Raw genomic sequence first — 23,428 nt, forward strand, 5'->3', positions numbered from 1 at the left:
TCTCTAAAACTCATCAGAAAGCACGTCTTTTTTATGCAACATCAGTTACAATCTGCCTCTATTGTTATACCCATCATTCTCATTTTAATATTTGGTTTTATTTCAGCCAAAAGAAATATATTTGGAAATAATGCAACAACAATCTCAACTTTAAGCAAGCTGGTTCTTACTATAACACTGCCACCACTTTTATTTGCTGGCACACTTAGTATATCTAAGGATCAATTACATAATGCGCTCTCATTATTTGGCGCATTATTATTTAGCAATATAGGATTATATTTAATTTGTTTTTTTATAGCTCGAATTTTCTTTAAACGAAATATCACCGAAGCCGCACTGGCTGGTTTAGCAGGCAGCTTTTCAGCAGGTCCTTTTTATGGCCCAGCATTGTTAGAGCCCCTTTACGGTAACAGCAGCAGTGTTTCAATCAGTATGATCGCAATTGTTATCAATATGGCCTTAATCCCTTTGGCAACGATCATGATTGAAATTGATCAAGAGAAAAAAAGCACAACTACTAATAAACCTATACATAAACTGTTATTGAGCTCAATATATCACGCGATTATAGATTGTCCTTATGTATGGGCACCTTTGTTGGCTATTATTCTGTTACTTTGTGGGGTTCAACTGCCTCAATTTATCAATAATACATGTTTATTAATCGGCAAAGCAACCTCTGGTATTGCTGTATTCGTGGCAGGAATGACAATTGCTGTAAATCGATTTAAATTGACCAAAGAATGTATCAGCTTTGCTTTAATTAAAGATATTGGTTTGCCTGCCCTGTTTTTTTGCACTGCGTCTTTATTCTTTCTAGAAAAAGGAACCCCTATTTTTAATGAAGGGCTTTTATTATGCGCTATGCCCTCGGGCCCTATGATTATTTTGTTCAGTAATCAATATAAACAATATCAGCAAGAAGCAGCTTCTATCTTAGCCATTTCAACTTTTTCAATGATTATCACTGTCACTATATTAATTGGATTATTGGGTTTATAAAGTGAAATAACTTTCCTCCCAGCATCTTTATTTAATCCGTAACCAATAAGCTGAATACCCAATCATTTCCCTTGGGACAGAGAAAAAATCTCGCCAAGAGGCATAAGATGGAGACGCCTGTCCAATCTCATTGATCCCTACTGCATGAAAAGCCAAGCGAATACGAGGAATATGATAGTATTGAGAAACAACAATAACTGATTTAAAATGATTGCTAACCATATATTGCCAAGTGTTTTTTGCTGTTGCCCTTGTATTAACACCCAACTCATCTTGAATAATTACTTGTTTAGGAATGCCATGCACAATTAAATAATCTGCCATAATTTGGGGTTCACTATACCCCTCTTTTCCCGTGCCACCACTCACCAAAATTAAAGGCGCATAACCCTGTCTATATACATTAATAGCTTCATTTAAACGTGCAGCCAAACCTACACTAGGGGTACCGTCCAGTTCCACTTTGGTTCCTAACACAACAATCAAATCTGCTTGAAATAAATGATTTTTTATTCCTCCTAAAACAATCATAAACATGACCATAAAATACAAAATAAATAGAAAAAACACCAACTTGATTTTATGAATATAAAAAAATTTCATCATTAAACTATTAAAACTCAACTATTTAAAAGCTATTTATTCGTAAAATACTCACTACTTCTTATATTTCTAAATATTAAGATAACCATGTAATATTTTACAGATCTTATGCTTACTCTTTAATTTTAGAATATTCAAATTAATCAATACATCAATCAATGGTGGTTTATCGCGTCTGTTGAATTTTACGAAATTATAATTTTTATGAAAAATTTATTCATTTAAAACGTATGCAGATTTATACATAAACAAAGTCAAAGGATTACAGTTTATATTTATAGTTTTATTCCATTGCTTTTTACTGTGAACATACCCATATCAGTGCTGTTTATATAGGAGATCAAAGATGGCACAGACAATTGTTACTGAAATCAGAACCATACATTTCAATACACAAAAACGACTTATTCCCTTTGTCGATGTCAATGTATGTGCTGGATTTCCATCCCCTGCATCTGATTATTTAGAGAAGCCACTGGATCTTACAGAACATCTGGTTGCCCATCCAGCAGCCACCTATTATATCCGAGTATCAGGGGATTCAATGATTGGTCATGGGATATATAACGGTGATTTACTTATCGTGGATCGATCCTTAGAGCCCCATCAAGGAGATATCGTTATCGTTGCGCTAGACGGGGAATTAACCTGCAAGCAGTTAGCTTTTAAAAACAATATCCCTTATCTAAAATCTGGTAACCCAGATTATCCCCCCATAGAAATGAAAGATAAAGAAACTTATATATGGGGTATCGTAATCCACAGGATACACTCTTTTAGAAAAAGATAGTCTTTGTCGCGCTCTGAGAAAATACTACAATATATCACTGCCCTTTTTTCTCAATATAATTCAAGCATAGAAACGACCTTGAATATCTCGCATCGTTTGCTACATCGACTTAAAAATAAATGTAACTACTCAAATTTAAAACTCTAAATTTATACCAAAAATAACGTATAACAGATTTGCATTTATATGGTTAAAACTTGATCACAATCAAATAACCTATTGACTATATTGCATAGTTAGGCATTAATATTTCTATATAAGAATTTTTACATAATCGAAAGGAATACTATATGTCTAAAAATATTAAAATCCCTTCTATGCCTAAAATTCGTGAACTTACGTTAATAGAAATCAAAAATGTGTCTGGTGGGCGAGTTAGCCTTGTTAGCGTCGGAAAAAATCCAAATATATCATACATATACCCTGGAAAAAAACAAAATAAACCCGTCCTCAGATCTTAATTTTAAAATTTTTTATATAAAAGGCGAGTAAGACTCATTCTTCCTCGCCAAATCCTCATTAACATATAAACAAATCCAACTAATCATAAATTATAATTTCATAGATTAGCTAAGAAGAATGTAAGAAACATTTGTTATAAGTTCATCAAGTTTCTCTATTATATTCAATAATTTTTCTCCACAAGCCATAAAGACGTATGGCAACAGTTAGAGAATGACCATTTCAGAACAAGAAAAGCTATATTTAAAAACGCTTATATATAATCTTTCTTACAAAAAGAAAATACTAAGCGGATATAAACGTCTTTCTTTCACTCAAAAATTATTGGACGCAAAGGCCATAGGACAATTAATCGTCAAATTAATTTTATTAAAATCCAATTCGAATTTAAAAACCTTTTCGCTTTACAAACCATCCAACTCGTCCAATAATCATAACCTCATTATTGACTTACAACATGCAAAGTTATTCTCTTATAACTCTTGTGCTAAGGGTTGAATAACGATATCTCTGATTGCAACATGACGTGGTCGTGTTAACATAAACAAAACAGCTTCTGCAACTTCAGATGGCTCCATAAGGCTGCCAAGCTCTTTTGCTTTTTTCAAGTTTTCTTCTGGCCAGTCTGCTAATAAGGCACTAATTACAGGACCAGGAGAAACAGAACCAATACGAATACCATGTTGACTGACTTGACGACGCATTGTCTGAACAAAAGAATTGGTTGCCCATTTTGATGCACAATAAACAGGTTCCCAGTGTATTGGTAAATGTCCCGCAATAGAACTGGTTACAATAATATCCCCTGTTTTTTGTTTAATCATATGGGGTATGACATCACGAATATTTTTCATAACAACAGATACGTTAAGGTCAATTAACCGATCAATATCATTATGATCTGAATCAATTAAATCACCCCCGATATAACATCCAGCATTGGCATGAAATATATCAATTTTACCTGTTTTTTCGATGATACTAGGAACCATTTGTGCACAACTAGCTGGATCGATAAGATTTGTAACACAAGGTATAATTTTATCTTTATATTTTGCTTGTATTTTTTCCATTGTTGCAACATCACGATCAACCATGACAACGGTCGCACCATTGGCAACTAAGATTTCTGTAGAAGCAAGTCCAATACCTGATGCTGCACCTGTGATGACAGCAACTTTATTTTGTAATGAGTTAGACATTTTATTAATCCTTTTAAAAATAAAAGAGGGAAACTTAATCGAGATGGCATGCTTTATGATAAGATTTCAGAACTTTTTGAACATACCAAATTATAACTTCTTCAGGATCAAAGCTTTTTTTAGAAAAATGTTCTGCTCCTGGTAAATATTGCATCATTAAAGGTGCTGGAACGGTTGCACCTTTAATTTTTGATAGTAATGTTTGAACATACTCGTTGGCTTTGGGATCTGCCCAATAATAACGAATACGATCAGATAAAGAATAATGACGCAATAAATAACATTCATGTGCGTTACCATGATAATGGCTATTCCAATAATTGGGTTTCGCTAGCATTAAATTTTCGAGACCATTTTGTAAATAACGGTACGAATAATCAGAAAAAACTTCACTTGCTATATGATCCAGAGCAAACAAACATTCTCTAACTGCAAAAGTTAATTCAGGGCCAACTTTTAAAATCGCATAGCCATCTTCAACTAATTGAGATAAATAATGCACCCCTTGATAATCCGTTGAATGCGCTTCAAAAACAAGATTAGACTCAGTATCTAATGAATTGGATAAAGATCTTGCTTTTTCTCGATCATAATAAACGATATCCCAATTTCCATATTCTACACCAGGTTGAACAACCAATCCAAGCAATCGATGCGTTACGTCTTCCAATCCTATTGCACATAAAGCATCTTGATGAATTTTTAATGTTTGTGCTGCTGCTTCTGCTTTTGTTGGTTCAAGAGAGGTAATCACATGATCTGCTCCACCTGGGGGGGGAACTTCTGTGCCTATAATATAAAGTGGTTTCTTTTTATCACTATCAGCCGCGACTTTTTCTGCTGCTTGAATTAAACGCACGGCACGTTGTGAAACAATCTGATCGTCCAATGCAGGTGGCTCACCTTTACATCCCATAGACGTATCAATATGAATTTTACGAAAACCTGCTTTGATATAAGCAATAACCATTTTTTCAGCCTCATCCATGGCCTCATTTGCAGATAAATGCTTCCAAGGATTTGGCCCTAAATGATCCCCACCAAGAGTAATTAAATCTTCGGGGCATTGTTCAGTTTTTGCTAGAGAGAATACCAAATGAGCAAAATCATCTGGTTTCATCCCAGTATATCCACCTTGATGGTTAACCTGATTACAAGTTGCCTCGATTAAGACACTACTTTGATGATCGCGCCCTAATCTTAACGCTGCTTTTAAAACCAGAGGATGGGCGGAACAGACGGACGTAATTCCTTTTGGATTTCCTTGCGTTCTATATTTCTTTAGTTCTTCAAGGGTTACTTTCATTATATTTTCCTAGGAGTGTTTTGAATAAACTTGTGAAGTTCTTTTAAGGTTGATGTTCCTTCCATAGGGCCAGTAAACTGCACGTTTCGAGCACCTGCTGCGTTTGCGAGTGTTAAAGACTCATTTAAACTCATTCCTAGCCGTCTACAGCTTACATAAGTTGCTCCAAAACAATCGCCAGCACCTGTAGGATCAATTTCTTTAATTTGAAAAGCTTGACCAGAGACAGTTTTACCATTGCGATGATAAGAGGTTGCCCCTTCTTTTCCTTGTTTTAAAACAATTTCAATGACACCTGCTGCAAATGTTTTTTTAACCGCATCCGTTAAATTAGAACTTTCGGTGATGGTTAGGATCTCTTCACCAGAAGGAAGAAGTAAGTCTGTTTTCCCTAATAAATATGCAAGACGTTGTGTAAACACATCATCTGTTATTAACTCTTTGCGAATATTAGGATCAAAGGAGAGAGTACCTCCTCGACTTTTAATTACATCTATTGCATATTCTGCCATTTCCCAAGCTCCAGGAATGGATAATAACGTGCCCATAATATGAATATGACCTGCTTTTGCAATTAATGTATCTGTATTTTGGTTTTTAACAATTTTTCCTGCAGCAGAGGCAACAATATTAAAGACAAAATCACGTTCACCATCATCTCGATATCTTACAAACGCACTTCCAGTGGGTAAATGCGTATCTACGGAGATAGCAGAGATATCCACGCCATCTTGTTGTAAACGACGTATATTAATTTCCCCAAAAGCATCTTTTCCAACGGTTGCAATGATCCCTGCATTATTTGTTAATTTTGCACATTGATCAATAAATATAGCTGGAGCACCACTTGGATATGGTCCTGTAAAAGTTAATGGTGGGGAAAACCCGTTTCCCGTTTCAGTCGCCATGATTTCAACCAAAATTTCACCAATCGTGATGGTGGGTCCTAAGTCATTAGATGCTAAAATATGATCAATAGACATAAAATATACTCCGAATAAGATGGATAGGCATATGACAAATGTTTATTAAGTTATAGACATAAATTTTTGATGTAATATACAAGCGGCTCCATATGCTGAACCTAACTCTGGATTTTGATTTAAAATAATCTCTGGAACTGGAAATGGTGTATCTCTATACAACTCGATATATGTATTAACCCGAGTAGAAATTAAGTCATATAATTTTGCCATTGATCCTCCTAAAATAACTTTATTAGGGTCAATCATGCGACAAGCTTGAACCAAAGCAAAACCCAAATATTTTGCCCATTCATCAGCCAAACTTACGGCCATTGGTTCACGATCATTTACATATTGAATGAACATATCAATGGTTATATTATCTTTGCCTGATAAATCATGATAACGAGACAATAGTTGTTCTAAACTAATAACCGCCTCTAGTGTTTTATGTTCTTTATGGTGATCTTGAATGGTCAAATGCCCGATTTCTCCAGCAAGTCCATTTCCACCACGAAATAACTTACCATCAATCACAATACCACCTCCAACACCGCTTTCTAGGACTAAAAAAAGAGTAACCCCTTCTGAGATATTTGATTGATAAATAGCGCCAATTGCAAAAGCATTTGCGTCATTTTCTATGGCTATTGGTAAGCTTGATAATAATTTACTTTTGGCGATCTCTAAGAAATCAACATTCGACCATTTAAGTAATGCTGCATCAAAAATATACCCTTTATCATTCATTTGTGCAGGAATTGAAAAACCAATTCCTTCAAGCTTATTCATGATGTCTTCATTACACATAGAATATGCTAATTTAATAGATTCATCTATTGCATTTTCAACACCCATTTCACTGCATGTAAATGCTTGATGGCGCATATCGACAATTGATGCAGTCAGATCAATAAGAATGGTCGTAATATATGTAACCCCGATTTCAATACCAAGAAAATACACAGCCTCAGGAACAAGCTCTAGTAATATCCCAGGACGCCCACGATTACTATTTTCAGCTATTTGATCATCAGATTTTCTAATTTCTCTAACAAAGCCACTATTAACTAAATTAACAATAATATGACCCGAAGACGAACGATTTAATCCCATTTGTCTGGCTATGTCCGCACGGCTAAGCGCACCAAACTGGTATAAAACCTGAAGGGCTATCTGACCATTACTTTGCCTGACTTGTTTATGAATATTAGAATATAAATTTAAATCGTTCATTAAATTGCTTTGATAGTTGATACACAACGTTAATATATTATAATTACACGCAACAAAATACCATTAATTTTATAGTTTTATACAGTTTATATAAAATTATCATATCTTAATTTTCAATTATTAATATAATTTGTTTTTCATTGCAACAAATTTATTATTGATTAATAATCACGAATATTTTACTGTATTTGTGATAAATTACTGTTTTTAATTTCGAATAAATAAATTATTTCTATACATAATATCAGTATATTCAGATAAAAAGTATTCTTTAATATAATTTTGTACAAAAGATTCGTTTTATCTAGAATATGTAATTTTTAAGATTATATTTAGTCAGTTATTTTCTGTATGAATATAAAATCAGGAGTGAGTTATGAAGTTTGGAACACTATATTCTTATTGGGGGAATGAATGGGATTGCAATTTAGAAGCATATATAAAGCTTATCCAAAAAGTATCTTCAATCGGTTTTGATATTCTTGAAGTAAGTGCTGATCATATTTATCAAATGTCTGAAACAGATCTGCAAACATTAAATGATGTTCGCAAACAAAATGGATTGGTTTTTACTTTAAATAGTGGTCCAACCAAAGAGTTCGATTTGGCATCTGCTGATGAATATATTCGTCAACAAGGCATTCACTATTACACTAAAATTATAGAGAAAATGCCTCTTGTAGAATCAAATATGCTGATTGGCGCGTTATATTCATACTGGCCAAGTGATTTTATCAGTATTAATAAAAAAAATGCATGGGAACGTAGTATAAATTGTTTAAAACAAATAGGAAAAGTTGCCGAATCCTTAAATATAACCATTGCTTTAGAAGTTTTAAATCGTAATGAAACTTATATCCTTACTAACTGTGAAGAAGCAGTAGAATATTGTAAAAAAATAAACAGCAGTGCTGTTAAAATTCTACTTGATACATATCACATGAATATTGAAGAGGATAATATTCCTGACGCCATTCGGTATGCTGGAGATTGGCTGGCTCATCTTCATGTTGGGGAGAACAATCGCAAACTTCCTGGGATGAATAATACAATAAATTGGCCAGCTATTGGTCAAGCTTTGCATGATATTGGATATGACAAAGGTGTTGTTATGGAACCATTTTTATTAAAGGGTGGTTCTGTTGGTAATGCCATTCGCGTGTGGCGAGATCTAAGCAATAATGCATCTCCTGCACAAATGGATGAGTATATTTCTCAATCTTTATCCTTTTTAAGAAATACGTTCTCTATCCAAAACTAGCCAATAAAAGATATTAAGCAATCAGACCCAAATCTCCGCATGCTTAATTCTATTAAACGCTTAATAAAATCATAATTATTCTGACAGAATAGGTTTTTTTTATGAAATCACAAAAACTATTATTTGGTTTTATGCCCTCTTCGTTGATTTGGGGATATATAGCTATTGCTATCTTTATGGCTGGTGACGGTTTTGAAGCTGCTTTTTTATCTAAATATATAACCGATATGGGTTATACAGAAGCTCAATCGGCTTTTATATTCACTGCATATGGATTGCTGGTCGCAATTTCGGCTTGGTGTTCGGGAGTAGTCGCAGAAATCATTACACCGCAAAAGGCAATGTGTATAGGATTCATATTATGGTCAGTTATGCATGTTTGCTTCATGATCTTTGGTATTGGAATGCATAATTATCCATTAATGGTTATTTGCTATGGTATTCGTGGGCTTGGCTATCCATTATTTTTATATTCTTTTGTAATCCTGATTATTCAAAATGTTTCTGAAAGTAAAGTCTCAACAGCAATGGGATGGTTTTGGGCAGCTTACTCCATTGGTTTCGGGGTATTAGGAGGTTATTTGCCAGGGTATATTAACCCAATTATTGGTGAATATCATACTTTATGGATGTCATTAATTTGGGTTATTGTGGGTGGTTTGATTTCGTTAATTACTTTACGCAATGTGAAAACAGACAGATCAAAGGCAAATCTTTCTTTTAGAGAAAAAACAGAAGAACTTACCAAAGCAGTTACTATTTTATTTTCAAATAAAAATATTTTTATGTCAGCTTTAGTACGTATTATTAACACAACACCAATTTTTGGATTTGCTGTAATTATGCCTTGGTTACTTGTTGGTACGAATGTCACAGATCAGGGTTTAGGGTTTTCAAAAACTGAATGGCAAAACATTTGGACCGTATTCATGGTGGTTACAATCTTTACCAATATTATGTGGGGAATCTTAGGGGACCATATTGGTTGGTTACGCCAAGCACGTTGGTTCGGCTGTATTGGTGGTGCAATTGCTTGTTTTGCTTTTTATTATATACCTGTATCTTTTGGTCATAACTATTTAATGGCAATGATCCCTGCTGTTATGTTTGGATTTACTGTTGCTGCATTTGTGCCAATGACTGCTGTTTTTGCTGCATTAGAGCCTAACCATAAAGGGGCTGCGATTTCTATTTATAACTTGTCTGCGGGTTTAAGTAATTTCGTTGGTCCAGCTATAGCAACAATTATGGTGCCTTTATTTGGTATTGTTGGGGCAATTTGGGCATATATTGCGTTATATATATTTGCTGCTATCTTAACTTTATTTATCAAAGTGGATCAAAAATAAAAATATACTCATTATTAAAACAATATTTGAAACATCAGATCTTGGATTTTATTATAATAACGAAAAATAAAATTTATAATCTTAACTTTTTAAATATTGTTTTCTTAATAGTTAAATCTATAAGCATTTTTAAAATACCCCACGGTTTTTTAAATATACCCTCAACTATCCCCCACTTTTCTTTTATTTAAATTGATTCTATTTAATACTATTTGAGTAGCAATCGTTATTTTCAGCTATTTATGGGTATTTTTAAAGTTTGTTTAACACTATTTTGATTGTTAATGGTGTCTACGGCGTCCACCAATATAGTGTTTCTTAATGTCTCATATTATATAATTTATACTATATAAATCAATAAGTTAAAAGTCTTTATTGTCTCTTGACGTTTCTATTGAACTCATATAATCTCATGATATAAGATGGGTTTTATGGTGGGTTATGATATGAGTCGCATGCCAGCTGGTCAATTGAATGTTCGTAAGATTGATGGTCTTTGTGATGGCGTTCATGGCGACGGTGGGAATCTTTATTTAACCATCAAAGGGCAAGCACGTCACTGGACTGTGCGTTATTTCAGTCCAACCACGAATAAACGTCGTGAGATCGGTATAGGATCAGCTTATATCCTTACTTTGGCCAAAGCACGTCAAATAGCCATTGATATAAGAAGGCAAGTTGCAGATGGTATTGACCCTTTGGAACTCAAAACCAAAGCAAAGAAACAAAAACAAATTCCAAATTTTGCAGAACTTGCCGAACGCTATATTGAGGAACAACAAGCAGGCTGGAAAGATCCTAGATCCGCACCGATTTGGAGAAGCTCTTTATCACGCATTGCTTATCCTACCATTGGTAGTAAAATCATCTCATCCATTGATACAGATGATATTCTAGCAATATTAAAGCCTATTTGGACAACCAAGACAGAAACCGCCGATCGTGTTCGTGGACGAATAGAACGTATTTTAGATTATGCAACAACGCACCATTATCGTGAAGGCGATAATCCTGCACGTTGGAAAGGGCATTTATCCAATATTCTCCCTAAGCCCTCCTCAGTAGCTAAAGTCCAGCATCACGCAGCCATTGAATGGCAAAAGATCCAACCTGTGATTGCTAACTTGCAAAAGTCTAATGGGATCAGTGCGCTGGCTGTGCAGTTTTTATGCCTATGTGCTTCGCGTTCCAGTGAAGTGCGTTTCGCACGATGGGAGGAGATTGATTGTGATCAAGCCATTTGGACAATTCCAGCCAATCGTATGAAGACAGGTAAAGAACATCGCGTGCCTTTATCAACTCCAACCATAACAATTTTAAAGAAAGTTGAAGCGTTTAAAAAAGATCATCATAGCTTTATCTTTCCCAGTATTAAAACAGGCAAAGCTTTATCTGATGTTGCCTTATCCAAAGCCTTACATCACGCAGCCAACACCAAAGAAGTGACCATTCATGGATTAAGATCGACTTTTCGGGATTGGTGTGGAGAAGCGACCAGCTGGCCAAGAGATGTCACAGAAATGGCATTGGCTCATACGATTGCTAATAAAGTAGAAGCTGCCTATCGTCGTGGGGATCTATTTGTCAAAAGATGTGACATGATGCAACAATGGGCTGAGTATTGTTATCAGGGAAACGAAAATGAAAAATAATAATGAGGATGTTTTTGAATTAAAAGTTCCCATTCGGGAGTATATATTATGCTCATCTGCTCAAAATGAGGATATTCTTACGGGAATAGAAGTAAAGACTTATATTCCAACAGGAGAGAAAGATACCAATCGCTTGATTTTAGAAGGAAATGTCATTCCTTCAGAAAAAGTTGCAACTCTTTTTAAATCATTACTTTTTGAACTAACTGAAGAAGAAGTAGAAGAATATACACGTTATTTAAATATAATGCGTGTTACTAAAGGTATGGATGCCGCTCCAAAACATAGAGATACTGAAATTGTATTGGATAGTTTTTATACATTAAAAAAACACTTACCCAGTGCTATTGCATTAGTTCAGAAAACTTTAAATTCAAACAATCCACATTTACGGAATGTTGATATAATAGAAGAACAAACAAAATTAGATGTATTTACAAATATACAAAAAAATATTGATGAAATTGATAAAATGTTTCCTCTCCAATGGGATATAAATAAGGTTCGTTTTTGGCATCATGATGCAATTTTTTTAATGTATATGATTGTTTGTTTTGGAAATTACCGCCTGCATAAACAAAGTATAAAATGGATAGATTCACCCATTATTACTTTGATCCAAAAATCCCTTGAACTCGCAAATGTTATTAACGTAAGTAATGATGCTATTATTAAGGCAATTAAAAGATATCCTAAGCTATCGGCTTTTGAAAATTTTATACAGAATAATACAAAATAATATAGTTTAGTTTCCACTAACAATATAGTGTAACTCATCATCACTCATCTCTTGTATTTTCTTCATTTGATGGATATTGGCATTCACCTCATTTAATCGTGCATGCAGATAAGGAGCAGCCCCTTTGGCAGCTTCCAAAGCAAGTTTATAATCTTCGCTCTTATAAGCTTGGTTCATAATATTCAGAATGATTTCTAAAGGACTTTGAAAATCTTCTTTTTGCATGATCTCTTGAATAGTTGATAAAGAAACCTTATGACTAGATCCTTTTTTACGTCCTGATCCCTCTCTATACCCACCACGCATCTTTATACGCTCCATTCTTTATTTTGGTTTATTTGATTATTTTTCAAATTAAGTTCTGGAGTAACTTCTATTTTAACGATTCGCTTACAAATACAATCCATAAGTTCTTTTGTGCAGATAGAAGGTCGTGCCATTATAATAATCCATTAATATCGTTTATTATCAATAGTTTATTATAATTTATTTTTCCAAAAAGTAAAATCATAAAATTAGAGACAAAAAATCAAAAAATTTGTCTCTAAAATTCAAATCAGCAATTTTTTATAGTTTGTTCAACTTTAATTGACACATTTCATCTCAGAAAGGTTCATAATGTCAAAACAAACTTATTATCATCCGATGTCTTTACTGAGCATCAAAGATACTTGTGCATATTTAAGCACTTCACGGGCAAATCTGTATCGCTTATTACAAGCTGGCAAGTTAGAAGCCATCAAAATTGGACGCAATACCCGCATCCCTTATGCCTCTATTGAAGCCTATATTCATAGTCTCCCTAAACTTCATGATCATTCCTCAACTCAGCGTAAAGGAGTGTAATGATGAGTGTTCATATCAAAACTAATTCTTTTAATGCTCGTTTTAAATCTAAATCAAGAGCTGCGTTAAAAGCCAAGGCTTACACACCTTTGATTGATTATAAAGAGATCAAAGAACAGGCACGAGTACACAGTTACTCTCTATTAAAATTATGGCTCCCCAATGGGATTGTTAGACAGCATGAATATATTGCCTTAAATCCGACAAGGCATGATCAGCATTTAGGATCTTTTCGGATTAACATGCATTCAGGGCAATGGGCAGATTTTGCAACCTCTGATCGTGGTGGGGATTTAATTGCACTCTTGGCTTATCTAGACCAGTCCACACAAAGCAAAGCAGCACGTAAGATCTCGGCTCTTCTTGGATTGAAGGAGCATCGTCATGTTGGATAAAGTCAACTCACCCTCAATTTGTGCAGAGCAAGAACTCATCTGGGAACCGATCATTCCAGCATCACACGAACCCAAGAAACCATCATTTGCGTCAAAGATGTGGGTTTATCGTGATGCAAATAACAAGCCATTAATGGCAAGGCTACGTATAGAGAAAAAGGACGGTAAGAAAGACTTCTTACCCATGACATATGGTCACCGCGTATGGATTGATAAGCATGGAAATAAACAAGATCAAACCCAATGGCATTTTAAAGAACCTAATTCAGTGTTGCCTTTATATGGCTTGGAGATCCTTGCACAGCGTCCAACTGATCCCATCCTTATCGTTGAAGGGGAAAAGACAACCAATACCGCACTGATTTTATTCCCTGATTATGTCGTGATGACCTCACAAGGAGGTAGCCAAGGAGCCAATCGCAATGAGTGGTCAGTCTTAAAAGATAAATCCATCATCATATGGCCAGATCACGATCAAGCAGGAGAAGAATATGCAAGCGATCTTATTGAGATTTTATATGGGATTGGCATTCAATCCCTTCGTAAAGTTATTTTACCAACAAATTTACCCAATGGATGGGATTTGGCTGATCCTGTTCCTCAGGAATGTTTGAAAGAAAAACAAGACAAGGCAGCCAATAATGAGCAACCATTCACAGCAAACGAATATCTCAACCGTTTATTGAACAATGCTCACACGATCGAAAAACCCATCAAGATCATGATGCCCAGTGGCTATCAAATGGATAAAGATGGGTTATATTATACTAACCCTTATAAAGAAGATGCCTTACCTATAAAGATTTGTGATCCTTTTACGATCTTAGGTGCTACAGAGGATGAGTATGGGGCTAATTGTGGGTTATATATTGCTTGGACAAATCAAAATTCTTGTACAAAGCATCATTATTCTATTCCACGCAGTTTAATTCATTCGAATGGCAATGAGATTGCTGCCACGCTGGAAGGCAAAGGACTGGCATGCCTCATTGCTGGGCGTAAGTTGTTATTGAATTTTATCAGCCAAGTAAAGATTAATATCCTGTTACGCAGCACGCATAAAACAGGCTGGCATCATCTAAACAACCAAGCTTTGTTCATGATGCCGAATGGGAAAGTCATCGGATCAACAAATAATAACCTAATCTTACAAACTGGGAATATCCATCAAGGGCAACTCTTTACCCAATCTGGCAGCTTATCAGACTGGCAGAAACAAATTGGGAAATATTTGGTTGGTAATTCAAGATTGATCTTCTTTGCCTGTGCATCCTTGGCTGGATGTTTACTGGAACTTACCAATATCACTGGAGGTGGATTGCATCTTATTGGTAAAAGCCAATCAGGCAAAAGCACAGCGTTATTTGTTGCAGCCTCCATTTGGGGGAAAGGTGCCAGAGATGGGCAAGTCAGGAGCTGGCGACATACAGGCAATGGATTGGAAGGGATTGCCAATGAAACCTCTGATTTATGTTTGATCTTGGATGAATTCGGAGAAGCCTCAGCCAAAGAAATCGGGGATATTATCTATATGCTGGCCAATGGGATTGGTAAAGGCAGAGCCAATCAATTGGGGAATGCACGTTCTGTGAAAACATGGCGGTCACTATTCTTATCCTCTGGAGAAGTTACGTTAGATCAAAAGATGGCTGAGGATCAGCGATCCAGCAAAATGGGACAGAAAGTCAGGTTTATGGAAATCCCAGCCGATGCTGGTGCTAATATGGGGTTATTTGAGAATATCCATGCGTTTAAAGAAGCTGGGTTATTTGCATCATATTTACAAACACAATCCTCTAAATGCTATGGCACGGTTGGACTGGCTTTTATCGAGGCCTTGTGTAAAGTAAGTCAACGCAATGAGGAACACTTCAAACGAGAATTAACCAATAGTATCGAACAACGCACGCAAGAGCTCTTATCCAGCCATACAACCAGCAAAGATGGTACGATCAGAACCATTGCCCAGCGTTGTGCTTTGATTGAACAAGCAGGATTGCTGGCCGTAGAATATCAAATATTCCCTTTTGATCAAGATATGATCAGACAATCCATAGAACAATGCTTCAAAGACTGGGTTAATCACAACCCCAATATGCAAGAACATGAAGAAAAACAAATGATCTTGCATATCAAACACTATCTTGAAACGCATGGAGCCAATCGCTTTATCGATATGACCTTTGCCGATACAGACAGAACTCCCCACCGCGTTGGGTATAAAAAGAAAAATACAAACAGCGTGTTCGATTATTTAATTCTTGCACAAAATTGGGAAAAGGAAGTTTGTAAGGGTTTTAATGCTAAGGAAATCGCAAAAGCATTAAAAAAACAAGATTTATTAGAATGTAAAGAAACGATGCGACCCAGCTATAAATTGACGATCCCAACGATGGGATTAACACGCATTTATCACATCAAAGCCAGTATAATGGAGTATGAATAAACTAATTTAAAACTAACAAAAACCACTGGGGAGCGTGGGGAGGCTGGGGAATTGGCAGAATACCGCCATTCATTCCCTCCCCAGTCAAAATATTCACTGGGGAGCACTGGGGAAGACAAATCAAAAAAATATCATTATAAATCAATATCTTGCAAACCTCTCCCCACGCTCCCCAGCTTCCCCAAGGAAAATAAAAGAAAAATTATTATATTCACTTCATAGTTAACAACTATTATTCAGAGTAATTTTTTTTGAATATAGAGCTTTTTTGAAGTGCTGCACCGTGTCTATCACCATGATCAATTAACCAATCAATGATCATTAAAATATTTTGAAGAGTATTACTATTTAACTCATCTTGTTGATCGAGATAATATTCGATCAAATCAGATATTCTTGCATAAATATTATACTTATCCCAATGTAAGTATTTATCCTCTTTAATTAGAGCTAATATTTGATTAACAAATTTCTCCACAGAGTAATATTCTTTTGCTTGAGAACAAAGATCAAGGAAATAATGTATAATTTGATTCACATGGCCTGCATTATGGATATAATAATCAATAATAGGTAAAAATCTTTCAAACTCTGACCATTGCCCATTCATATACCGCTTTGCTTGTAAATTCTTTTCTGTATGAGGGATAAACATCAAATATTGAGCGATATATGGCTTATAAAATCCACTCAGATTTTGAGGATACAAAGTATTTTTATTCAACTCTGGCAATTGTAAAAATCTATCTAAACATAATTTTATTATTTCATAAGCATTAGTATCTATCTTTGAAGAAAAATAAATATATTCTAAACTGTATGTCTGCAAAAACTCTTGATATATCTCCAAACTACTATCACTATACATTTTTAGATTCAAAATTGGCTCAATAAATCGCTCTTTTGTTTCATTAATGGGTAGTAATCCACATATATTCCCAATTAACGATCCTAAAGATTCCAATAAATCAGTTATATTTTGATCTATATTTTCTTGTGATAGCTTCCTTAACTCCTCATCAGTTGCCCAAGAAGGTTCAACCCTTTCAATTGCCCAAGTTAAAAGGTGATCAACAAATTCTAGAAATGGTTGTTTATAATGCATTAACATTAGCTCAACGGGTAGAGCTTGCAACAATTGTGCTATATTTTTATAATCCCAGTTCTTAGGATTTAATCTCCAATCAAAATCATTTTCTCTCCACTGTGATTCTCTATATCCTTCTGGTATTTTAATCCAAGGATTAGAAGGGTATGGAAGAGATAGAGATGGAATTAGACCATCACTGGATCGATAAAATCTTATGATTTTAATTAAATGTTTTTTATATAATTTTGTAGCATCTTTTTTATATTCTGCATGATATAATTTTATCATTAAATCATCTTCAGATAAAAGCAAAGATCCCCACAAAACGGCATATATTAATTTTGGATTATTTAATTTAAAACATTCCTGAACTGCTAAAATACGAATTGTATTTGTTGGATGATATAGAAAAGGAATTAAGGCGCTCAGTAAGTTATTATACGTTTGAACATCTTGATCATCGGTATGTTTTATCTCAGCTATTATTGCTCTAATTACATAGGATGTTACGTGGAAAGGAATGCCCCCTTGCCCTAAAGTATTAATTTCATATGCACTGATTGGATAGTGCCGTGCGTGTTGAATAACATCTTTTGCCCATTTTATTATCTTCTCTGAAAAACTCTCACGCGCGCAAAGAACATAAGATGCCAGGGCTGCAACTGCACTTTGCTTATTTGCCTGCTTAATATCACCATCTCCATATTGATTAAAAGTATTCTGAATGAAAAGGTCTGTATAATCAATTGTCTGAACATAATGAAATGCTGGATTATCAAATATATTTTCAATTATATTCAATGTTGAAAAATATTGATCTACTAAATTTAAAATAGTTACGCACAAAATATGATTGTTACTTTTTTGTATTTTCTCTTGATTTTCCTCTTTTTGTGCTTCTGGATTAATATAATGTATTAAAAATTGATCTTCTTTTTCTTGTAGTTTATAGTTATTCAAGTCTATAAAACTTGCATAATATTTTGTCTCAATTTCTAACTGCTGTTTACAATTCGTGTCTTCTTTTTGCTCTTCATAATCGAATAATAAATTATCTAATGAATATTGTAATCCTGCTATAATTTTTTGTTGGTAAGTAGAGACTATATATTTAGGTAACAAATTTTCTAACCAACGCTTATGACCTTGTTTATTGTAAAGTTGTTGAATAACTTCAACAACATTCGTAGGATTTTTATAAATAGGAAATGGTAAATATAATGGCGCTAACTGTGTTATATATCTATTTCGATCACAATTTAACAGTTTTACATTCGTTAACAAGGGTAACATATATTCTGAAACAACCTCTTTTTCCAAAGCTAGAACAGAAATAATACATAATATTGCTATTGATTGATGATTAGGTAGAATTTGTTTAACCAAATCATCAAAAGGCACCCCTTTCTCTAATTCTGCAAAAGCCCATTTCGCTAACATCATTAGCATCGAGGATATAAGACCATTTCCAGGTGAGTTAATATACCATTCATATTCATCCCCATTCCCCCAAAAACATTGTTTTCCCCAAGGGAAATCGAGTTCAATTGGGATAGGATGAACCTCTTTCATTTCCTGTATTTCTTTCCATGCAGTAATCGCATGGTTTAATAGTTCAGCAGTCAAAAATAGAGCTTTATCTGGTGCATATGTAAATAATGATGCAAAAGGTTCATACGTAATAGATGGTGGGAAATAGCCTTGCTGTTTTAAAGAAAGTTCTGTTTCAAAAGGATTAAGACCTCCTCTTCTAAAATACCGATCATAATAAGCATGATCTTGTTGTAATAACTCTGAAGGTAAGGGTTCTTTCAAATACGTCAAAGAAATCTCAACCAATAAATCAGGGCTTGTTTGTACTAAAATTTGAGAAAATTTAATTAACTCTTTAATAGTTTCATCTTGATCTATCCCTTTCTTAATCTGATCCTGCATATATTTTTCAATATAAGTTTTGTCATTATATGCCGCTATACAGATAAAGCTTATCAATGAATTTTTGAATTCTTTTGGATTTTTTATAGGTTTGTATTTTTCAATGTTTTTATAATTTTCTATCTCATCCAACCAATAAAAAACAACTCTGTAAATATTATCCAATATAGGATTTTTAATATTTAATAATAAATTCTGCCATATAGAGAATATCTTTAAAATATCGGGATATAGCCTTGCATTAATAGCAGATATATTTTGTAACAAATATTGTAAAAACCTACTCCAAAGATAAATATCAGAAGGAATGGCAATATCATAAGCTACATTTTGTTTGCCTAGTGCTGGATGTGGTCTTGTTTTATCCGCTTGAAACCATGTTAATAAATAGGAAAACAACTGGAAATTATTCGCATATAATATGCCTATATATTCTTTATGACTAACCAACCAAGCTGGGTCTCTAATCGGCCCAAGTAACCAACATCTTAACCACTGACTACGAACTTGTAAAAAACCTGTATTGTGTTTATGAGCAGAGTTTTCCCTTGCTAGCAATTCCTCAGCAAGAAAAATATCCACAAACGCTTTAATACCCGCCTCAGACGATAAAGATAGGTTTGTATCCTTAAACTTTTCTTTTACTGCATTTTTATTTATAAAATATTTGGAAAGATTAGTCTTCTTAAATTGTTCTAACTGTTTTCCCCAACATTCATTTTTAAAAGTATCTTGCGCCATCAACTCAATAACACGTGCGATTGCTGGAGGTTGATTGAATTCAATAATTTTGTCTAACCATTGACCTTTAAATTGCTGTAAAAAATAAAACAAAGACCATTCAAGAAATATATTATGAGAGAAATCAATTGTTCCATCTTTCTCGTTCTCTTTTATAATTTTATCTCTCACTAACCCATCAATATTTATATCATTTAATTGCGTTAATAAAATATCCTCACTCAGATTTTTAATTTTAATTTCAGCAATAATACGTAAGTTCTGTTGTCTATTTCTACGCTCCTGACCACTAGCATCATAACCTGCTCTATCCCACCAACATTCCATTAACTCTAATTCTGATCGAATAGTATTAGTTATTCCCATCTCTGCAACAATACGTATAAAAAATGGGCACCTTACTATTTGATTTACATCATATTTATTATCATTGGTATCATTGGTATCATTGGTATATAATAACTCACGAAGAGAGGGTAATTGCTTTACTAACTCTTCAGATTCATCATTATCAAAAACATCTAATGAAACGTCATCTCGCTGCTGATTTAATAAAAGATTACCAATCCACCGATTAGCTTCATCTATATTAATATCGCGAATAGTCGTCAGAATCTTCCAATCAGATAAACGATCACTTGCCAAAATCTGCCGAATAATATCAAGAACAACATTTCTATTTTCATTGGGAATTTGATCAATTCCATCAATAAACAAAATAGGTGTCCCACATGCTTTGATTTCTATTAAAAGCTCTTCTAAATCACAACAAGGAATTTGATGATGTTGAGCATATTGTGTCCAACTATTGCCTGACAACCGATCATATTTTAAAAAGAAAACACAACCTTGCTGCATATACTCTTCAATAAGTGTTTTAAGTAAAACTGACTTTCCCACACCTGGTGAACCTGTAATTTGAACAAGCCGATTATTTTTTAATTTGTTTTTAATATCAATGATATATTTTTCACGAGAAATAGTCACATTACCAATTGTATTCGTGATTGAACCAACCGCATCTCGCGTGATTTGCATAATCGCATTTATATGCGCTTTAAAGCATGGAGATTCAGTCAATTTATAGTGTTTAGATAACTCATTTATAAAAGACTTACGATCCTGCTTAACTGCAAAAGCTGCTTTTTTACGAATAAGATCAAAAAGAAATGAATATGAATTTTCATCATTAGGAATATGTTTTTTAAGCTCTTCTTGAATTCTTATACGATCTTGATCAGCATCATATTCAAAAACAATCAAATTCCGCAAAAACAGATAAACTGTTTCATTAGAAATCTGATCATCTATTTCCTTTAGAATAATAGTGATATCTTCACGAATTTTTTTTACATTTTTATTGGTATGACCCTTTGGTGCAAAGCGTTTTTCAAAATGAGCATACTCATTACTAGATTTAGCATAATCTATAAGGCTTTGAATATCTTGAAGGCCTGTGCCAGTAATATTTTTAGTTACCGCTCCGTATTTATCTAAATCCTGTTGAAAATTGTCTTGCTGAAATAATTCAAAAGAAGCTTGGATAATAAATCTGAAATCATCATTCGTTTCAGCACTGCTTATTCTTAATGTTTTCTTGACTTGAATACTGGTTGTCCCCACCCGATCAGATGCATCCCTCCATGTAATAACAAGATCATCCAATGGATTATCAAAACTACTTTGCTGAGTTGCCACATGGGTAACTTTACCATCACATCCCAATGCCTTTGTTTGTTGCAATAAAGCCAACAAATAAAGCACACCGATATCACTTTCATAATTAAAACCAGATCCAGATGTGTTTTCTGTGGGAGCTAACATGATAAAATCTAGTCCTTTATCTTATCCAAATGATTTGATAATCATATTACAATATCAAATCAAAATAATAAAACAAAGAATAGTTTATTATCCAATAACATAAGATGGGTTCTATGATGGGTCAATCTATTTTATATCATAAAATATATAATTAAATCAATATGTTAAATGATTTTAATGGTGTCCACGGCGGGATTCGAACCCACGGCCCCAGGATTCATCTCACTACGATTTTCATCGCCATTGTGCTTGGCACAATGTTTGTAAGCTGGACTGTCTCTTTACCCTAGGATAAAATCCCGTAGGCACCACCCGTACAGTCTCTACACCTTCCCTGTAAACAGGGCTTGGCTCGGGATTGGCATGGCAAGATCGCCGAAACGTTCCCCGAATTTGAGCGGATCCACTTTATCGTTTCCCTATAAAGCGCCCAATTAGTTTAGGAATCCTGTGCTCTATCCTGCTGAGCTACGCAGACACATTCTTTCTTGTAACCTGTCTTTATAAATTTGAAAAGAGCTTGCGTTCATCTAATGATATTTTTTTACCTTGAACATACCCAGAAACCGTTAACATAAAATGCTGACATAAAACCTCTGCGGGGGTTGCTGTTTGTTTACACAAATATTCCAGCTTTTGCACATAACGCAATAACAATGACAAGGATTGAGAATTCCAACTATCTAATGCTTTTAAAAAACTGTCCGTTCGTTTAAAAAAAACAGGGGGACTTAACTTAGAAATCGCTAGTTTTGCAGGTGTCCCTTCCTCTAATAAAAAACGAGCCTGTAATAAACGATCTGTGTGCTGTAATAAACTGCGCGTCAAAGCAATCATATTAACCCCTTCTTTAAGGGCTTTATTAAGGGCTTTGTCAGCGATTGCTGTTTGACCACTCATAACTGCATAAACAACATCATCAACAGAATATTCTCCAGCATCTCCAATTGCTTGCTGCACATGAATAAGAGTAATTTCTGAGTCTTGACCTACATATAACAGTAATTTTTCTATTTCATTACGAATAAGGGCCCTATCCGCTCCTAAAATCGCAACTAAATAACGAAAAGCATCTGATCCAATTCTCTTTTTTCCTAATAAAAAACGAACTGTCTCTTCCAAAGAGCGTCCAGTTTCTGCGTAACAAGGGATAGAAGCAATAAGCGGATGTTTTTCAGCTAAGATACGTAATGGTGATTTAGGGGACAGACTGCCAGCCTCGATAATAATTATAGAATCAAAGCTTGATGGATCAATAATATCCGTTGGGTATAGATTACAAAATAATTCTAAAGGCTTATTAAGACTATCTACAGCTTCTCTAACCCAAATAGCACGCTGTCCTCCCATTAAAGAAAGCGCTGTTGCCTCCTCTCTCAATCGTTCGTGACTCTCTTTATTTAGTACACAAATTTGAAAAGGATCATCTAAACGACCTGCAACTTTTTTAACAAGTTGGCTTGCTCTTTCACGAACCAAACCACTATTTTCACCATAAATCAAATAGACACGAAATTTTATAGGGCCTTGTAAAAGACTCATAATATTTCGTGCATCTATTTTCATAATAATAATCCAACA

At 34.4% G+C, this 23,428-nt stretch carries 19 protein-coding genes; 10 read left to right on the forward strand and 9 right to left on the reverse strand.

Going from position 1 to position 23,428, the window contains the following annotated elements; translation table 11 throughout:
- Nucleotides 1–33 precede the first annotated feature (33 nt).
- A complete protein-coding gene (locus tag QMN76_RS08130; protein WP_034338257.1) occupies nucleotides 34–1,005 on the forward strand; it encodes an AEC family transporter in 972 nt (323 codons plus the stop codon).
- Nucleotides 1,006–1,032: 27 nt separating this feature from the next.
- Here QMN76_RS08130 and QMN76_RS08135 read toward each other — a convergent pair whose 3' ends face one another.
- Complete coding sequence (locus QMN76_RS08135; protein ID WP_235176783.1) at nucleotides 1,033–1,536, reverse strand: YdcF family protein; 504 nt, start codon at nucleotides 1,534–1,536, stop codon at nucleotides 1,033–1,035.
- A gap of 418 nt (nucleotides 1,537–1,954) precedes the next feature.
- Here QMN76_RS08135 and QMN76_RS08140 point away from each other — a divergent pair, with 418 nt between their 5' ends.
- Both QMN76_RS08140 and QMN76_RS08145 read left to right on the forward strand, forming a co-directional pair.
- Nucleotides 1,955–2,398, forward strand: a complete 444-nt coding sequence (locus tag QMN76_RS08140; RefSeq protein ID WP_034338260.1) for a LexA family protein — start codon at nucleotides 1,955–1,957, stop codon at nucleotides 2,396–2,398.
- A gap of 290 nt (nucleotides 2,399–2,688) precedes the next feature.
- Entirely contained in the window at nucleotides 2,689–2,859 is a 171-nt protein-coding gene (locus tag QMN76_RS08145; RefSeq protein WP_161631854.1) for a hypothetical protein, read from the forward strand.
- 474 nt (nucleotides 2,860–3,333) lie between these two features.
- Here QMN76_RS08145 and QMN76_RS08150 read toward each other — a convergent pair whose 3' ends face one another.
- The 4 genes from QMN76_RS08150 to QMN76_RS08165 are packed head-to-tail and all read right to left on the reverse strand — an operon-like array spanning nucleotide 3,334 to nucleotide 7,569.
- Nucleotides 3,334–4,062, reverse strand: coding sequence for an SDR family oxidoreductase (locus tag QMN76_RS08150; RefSeq protein WP_282023475.1), 729 nt, complete (start codon nucleotides 4,060–4,062; stop codon nucleotides 3,334–3,336).
- A 34-nt stretch (nucleotides 4,063–4,096) separates the two neighbouring features.
- Nucleotides 4,097–5,368 carry a class II D-tagatose-bisphosphate aldolase, non-catalytic subunit gene (locus QMN76_RS08155; RefSeq protein WP_034338267.1) on the reverse strand — a complete coding sequence of 424 codons (1,272 nt, stop codon included), beginning with the start codon at nucleotides 5,366–5,368 and terminating at the stop codon, nucleotides 4,097–4,099.
- Nucleotides 5,368–6,351 carry a tagatose kinase gene (locus QMN76_RS08160; protein WP_282023476.1) on the reverse strand — a complete coding sequence of 328 codons (984 nt, stop codon included), beginning with the start codon at nucleotides 6,349–6,351 and terminating at the stop codon, nucleotides 5,368–5,370. The genes QMN76_RS08155 and QMN76_RS08160 overlap by 1 nt, the downstream gene beginning before the upstream one ends.
- 45 nt (nucleotides 6,352–6,396) lie before the next feature.
- Nucleotides 6,397–7,569 (reverse strand): ROK family transcriptional regulator, encoded by a 1,173-nt coding sequence (locus QMN76_RS08165; RefSeq protein ID WP_282023477.1) that lies wholly within the window; start codon nucleotides 7,567–7,569, stop codon nucleotides 6,397–6,399.
- Nucleotides 7,570–7,945: 376 nt separating this feature from the next.
- On the opposite strand from QMN76_RS08165, the gene QMN76_RS08170 reads away from it, so the two are divergent.
- The 4 genes from QMN76_RS08170 (at nucleotide 7,946) to QMN76_RS08185 (ending at nucleotide 12,570) form a co-directional block, all read left to right on the forward strand.
- On the forward strand, nucleotides 7,946–8,830 hold the full coding sequence (locus QMN76_RS08170; RefSeq protein ID WP_282023478.1) for a D-psicose 3-epimerase: 885 nt from the start codon (nucleotides 7,946–7,948) through the stop codon (nucleotides 8,828–8,830).
- A 101-nt stretch (nucleotides 8,831–8,931) separates the two neighbouring features.
- The gene (locus QMN76_RS08175) at nucleotides 8,932–10,179 is read left to right on the forward strand and encodes an MFS transporter (protein WP_282023479.1); all 1,248 of its coding nucleotides are present in this window, start codon (nucleotides 8,932–8,934) and stop codon (nucleotides 10,177–10,179) included.
- A gap of 446 nt (nucleotides 10,180–10,625) precedes the next feature.
- Complete coding sequence (locus QMN76_RS08180; RefSeq protein ID WP_282023480.1) at nucleotides 10,626–11,831, forward strand: tyrosine-type recombinase/integrase; 1,206 nt, start codon at nucleotides 10,626–10,628, stop codon at nucleotides 11,829–11,831.
- A complete protein-coding gene (locus QMN76_RS08185; protein WP_282023481.1) occupies nucleotides 11,821–12,570 on the forward strand; it encodes a hypothetical protein in 750 nt (249 codons plus the stop codon). The genes QMN76_RS08180 and QMN76_RS08185 overlap by 11 nt, the downstream gene beginning before the upstream one ends.
- A gap of 6 nt (nucleotides 12,571–12,576) precedes the next feature.
- Here the strand turns inward: QMN76_RS08185 and QMN76_RS08190 are convergent, their stop codons facing one another.
- Both QMN76_RS08190 and QMN76_RS08195 read right to left on the reverse strand, forming a co-directional pair.
- A complete protein-coding gene (locus QMN76_RS08190) occupies nucleotides 12,577–12,876 on the reverse strand; it encodes a hypothetical protein (RefSeq protein ID WP_282023482.1) in 300 nt (99 codons plus the stop codon).
- Between the two features lie 2 nt (nucleotides 12,877–12,878).
- A complete protein-coding gene (locus QMN76_RS08195) occupies nucleotides 12,879–13,010 on the reverse strand; it encodes a hypothetical protein (RefSeq protein WP_282023483.1) in 132 nt (43 codons plus the stop codon).
- A 178-nt stretch (nucleotides 13,011–13,188) separates the two neighbouring features.
- On the opposite strand from QMN76_RS08195, the gene QMN76_RS08200 reads away from it, so the two are divergent.
- From QMN76_RS08200 to QMN76_RS08210, 3 genes are read left to right on the forward strand one after another with little or no spacing between them, the layout of a single operon-like run.
- Nucleotides 13,189–13,416: a helix-turn-helix domain-containing protein gene (locus QMN76_RS08200; RefSeq protein WP_282023484.1), complete on the forward strand. Its 228-nt coding sequence runs from the start codon at nucleotides 13,189–13,191 to the stop codon at nucleotides 13,414–13,416.
- 2 nt (nucleotides 13,417–13,418) lie between these two features.
- The gene (locus QMN76_RS08205; protein ID WP_282065964.1) at nucleotides 13,419–13,811 is read left to right on the forward strand and encodes a hypothetical protein; all 393 of its coding nucleotides are present in this window, start codon (nucleotides 13,419–13,421) and stop codon (nucleotides 13,809–13,811) included.
- Nucleotides 13,801–16,257 (forward strand): DUF927 domain-containing protein, encoded by a 2,457-nt coding sequence (locus QMN76_RS08210; RefSeq protein ID WP_282023486.1) that lies wholly within the window; start codon nucleotides 13,801–13,803, stop codon nucleotides 16,255–16,257. Before QMN76_RS08205 ends, QMN76_RS08210 begins: the two co-directional genes overlap by 11 nt.
- Before the next feature lie 232 nt (nucleotides 16,258–16,489).
- Here QMN76_RS08210 and QMN76_RS08215 read toward each other — a convergent pair whose 3' ends face one another.
- Entirely contained in the window at nucleotides 16,490–21,646 is a 5,157-nt protein-coding gene (locus QMN76_RS08215; RefSeq protein WP_282065965.1) for an nSTAND3 domain-containing NTPase, read from the reverse strand.
- A 702-nt stretch (nucleotides 21,647–22,348) separates the two neighbouring features.
- Nucleotides 22,349–23,413 (reverse strand): DNA polymerase III subunit delta, encoded by a 1,065-nt coding sequence (holA, locus tag QMN76_RS08220; RefSeq protein WP_282023488.1) that lies wholly within the window; start codon nucleotides 23,411–23,413, stop codon nucleotides 22,349–22,351.
- Nucleotides 23,414–23,428 lie beyond the last annotated feature (15 nt).

It is taken from the genome of Commensalibacter papalotli (ex Botero et al. 2024), from assembly GCF_947179115.1.
GTDB classification, from domain to species: domain Bacteria; phylum Pseudomonadota; class Alphaproteobacteria; order Acetobacterales; family Acetobacteraceae; genus Commensalibacter; species Commensalibacter papalotli.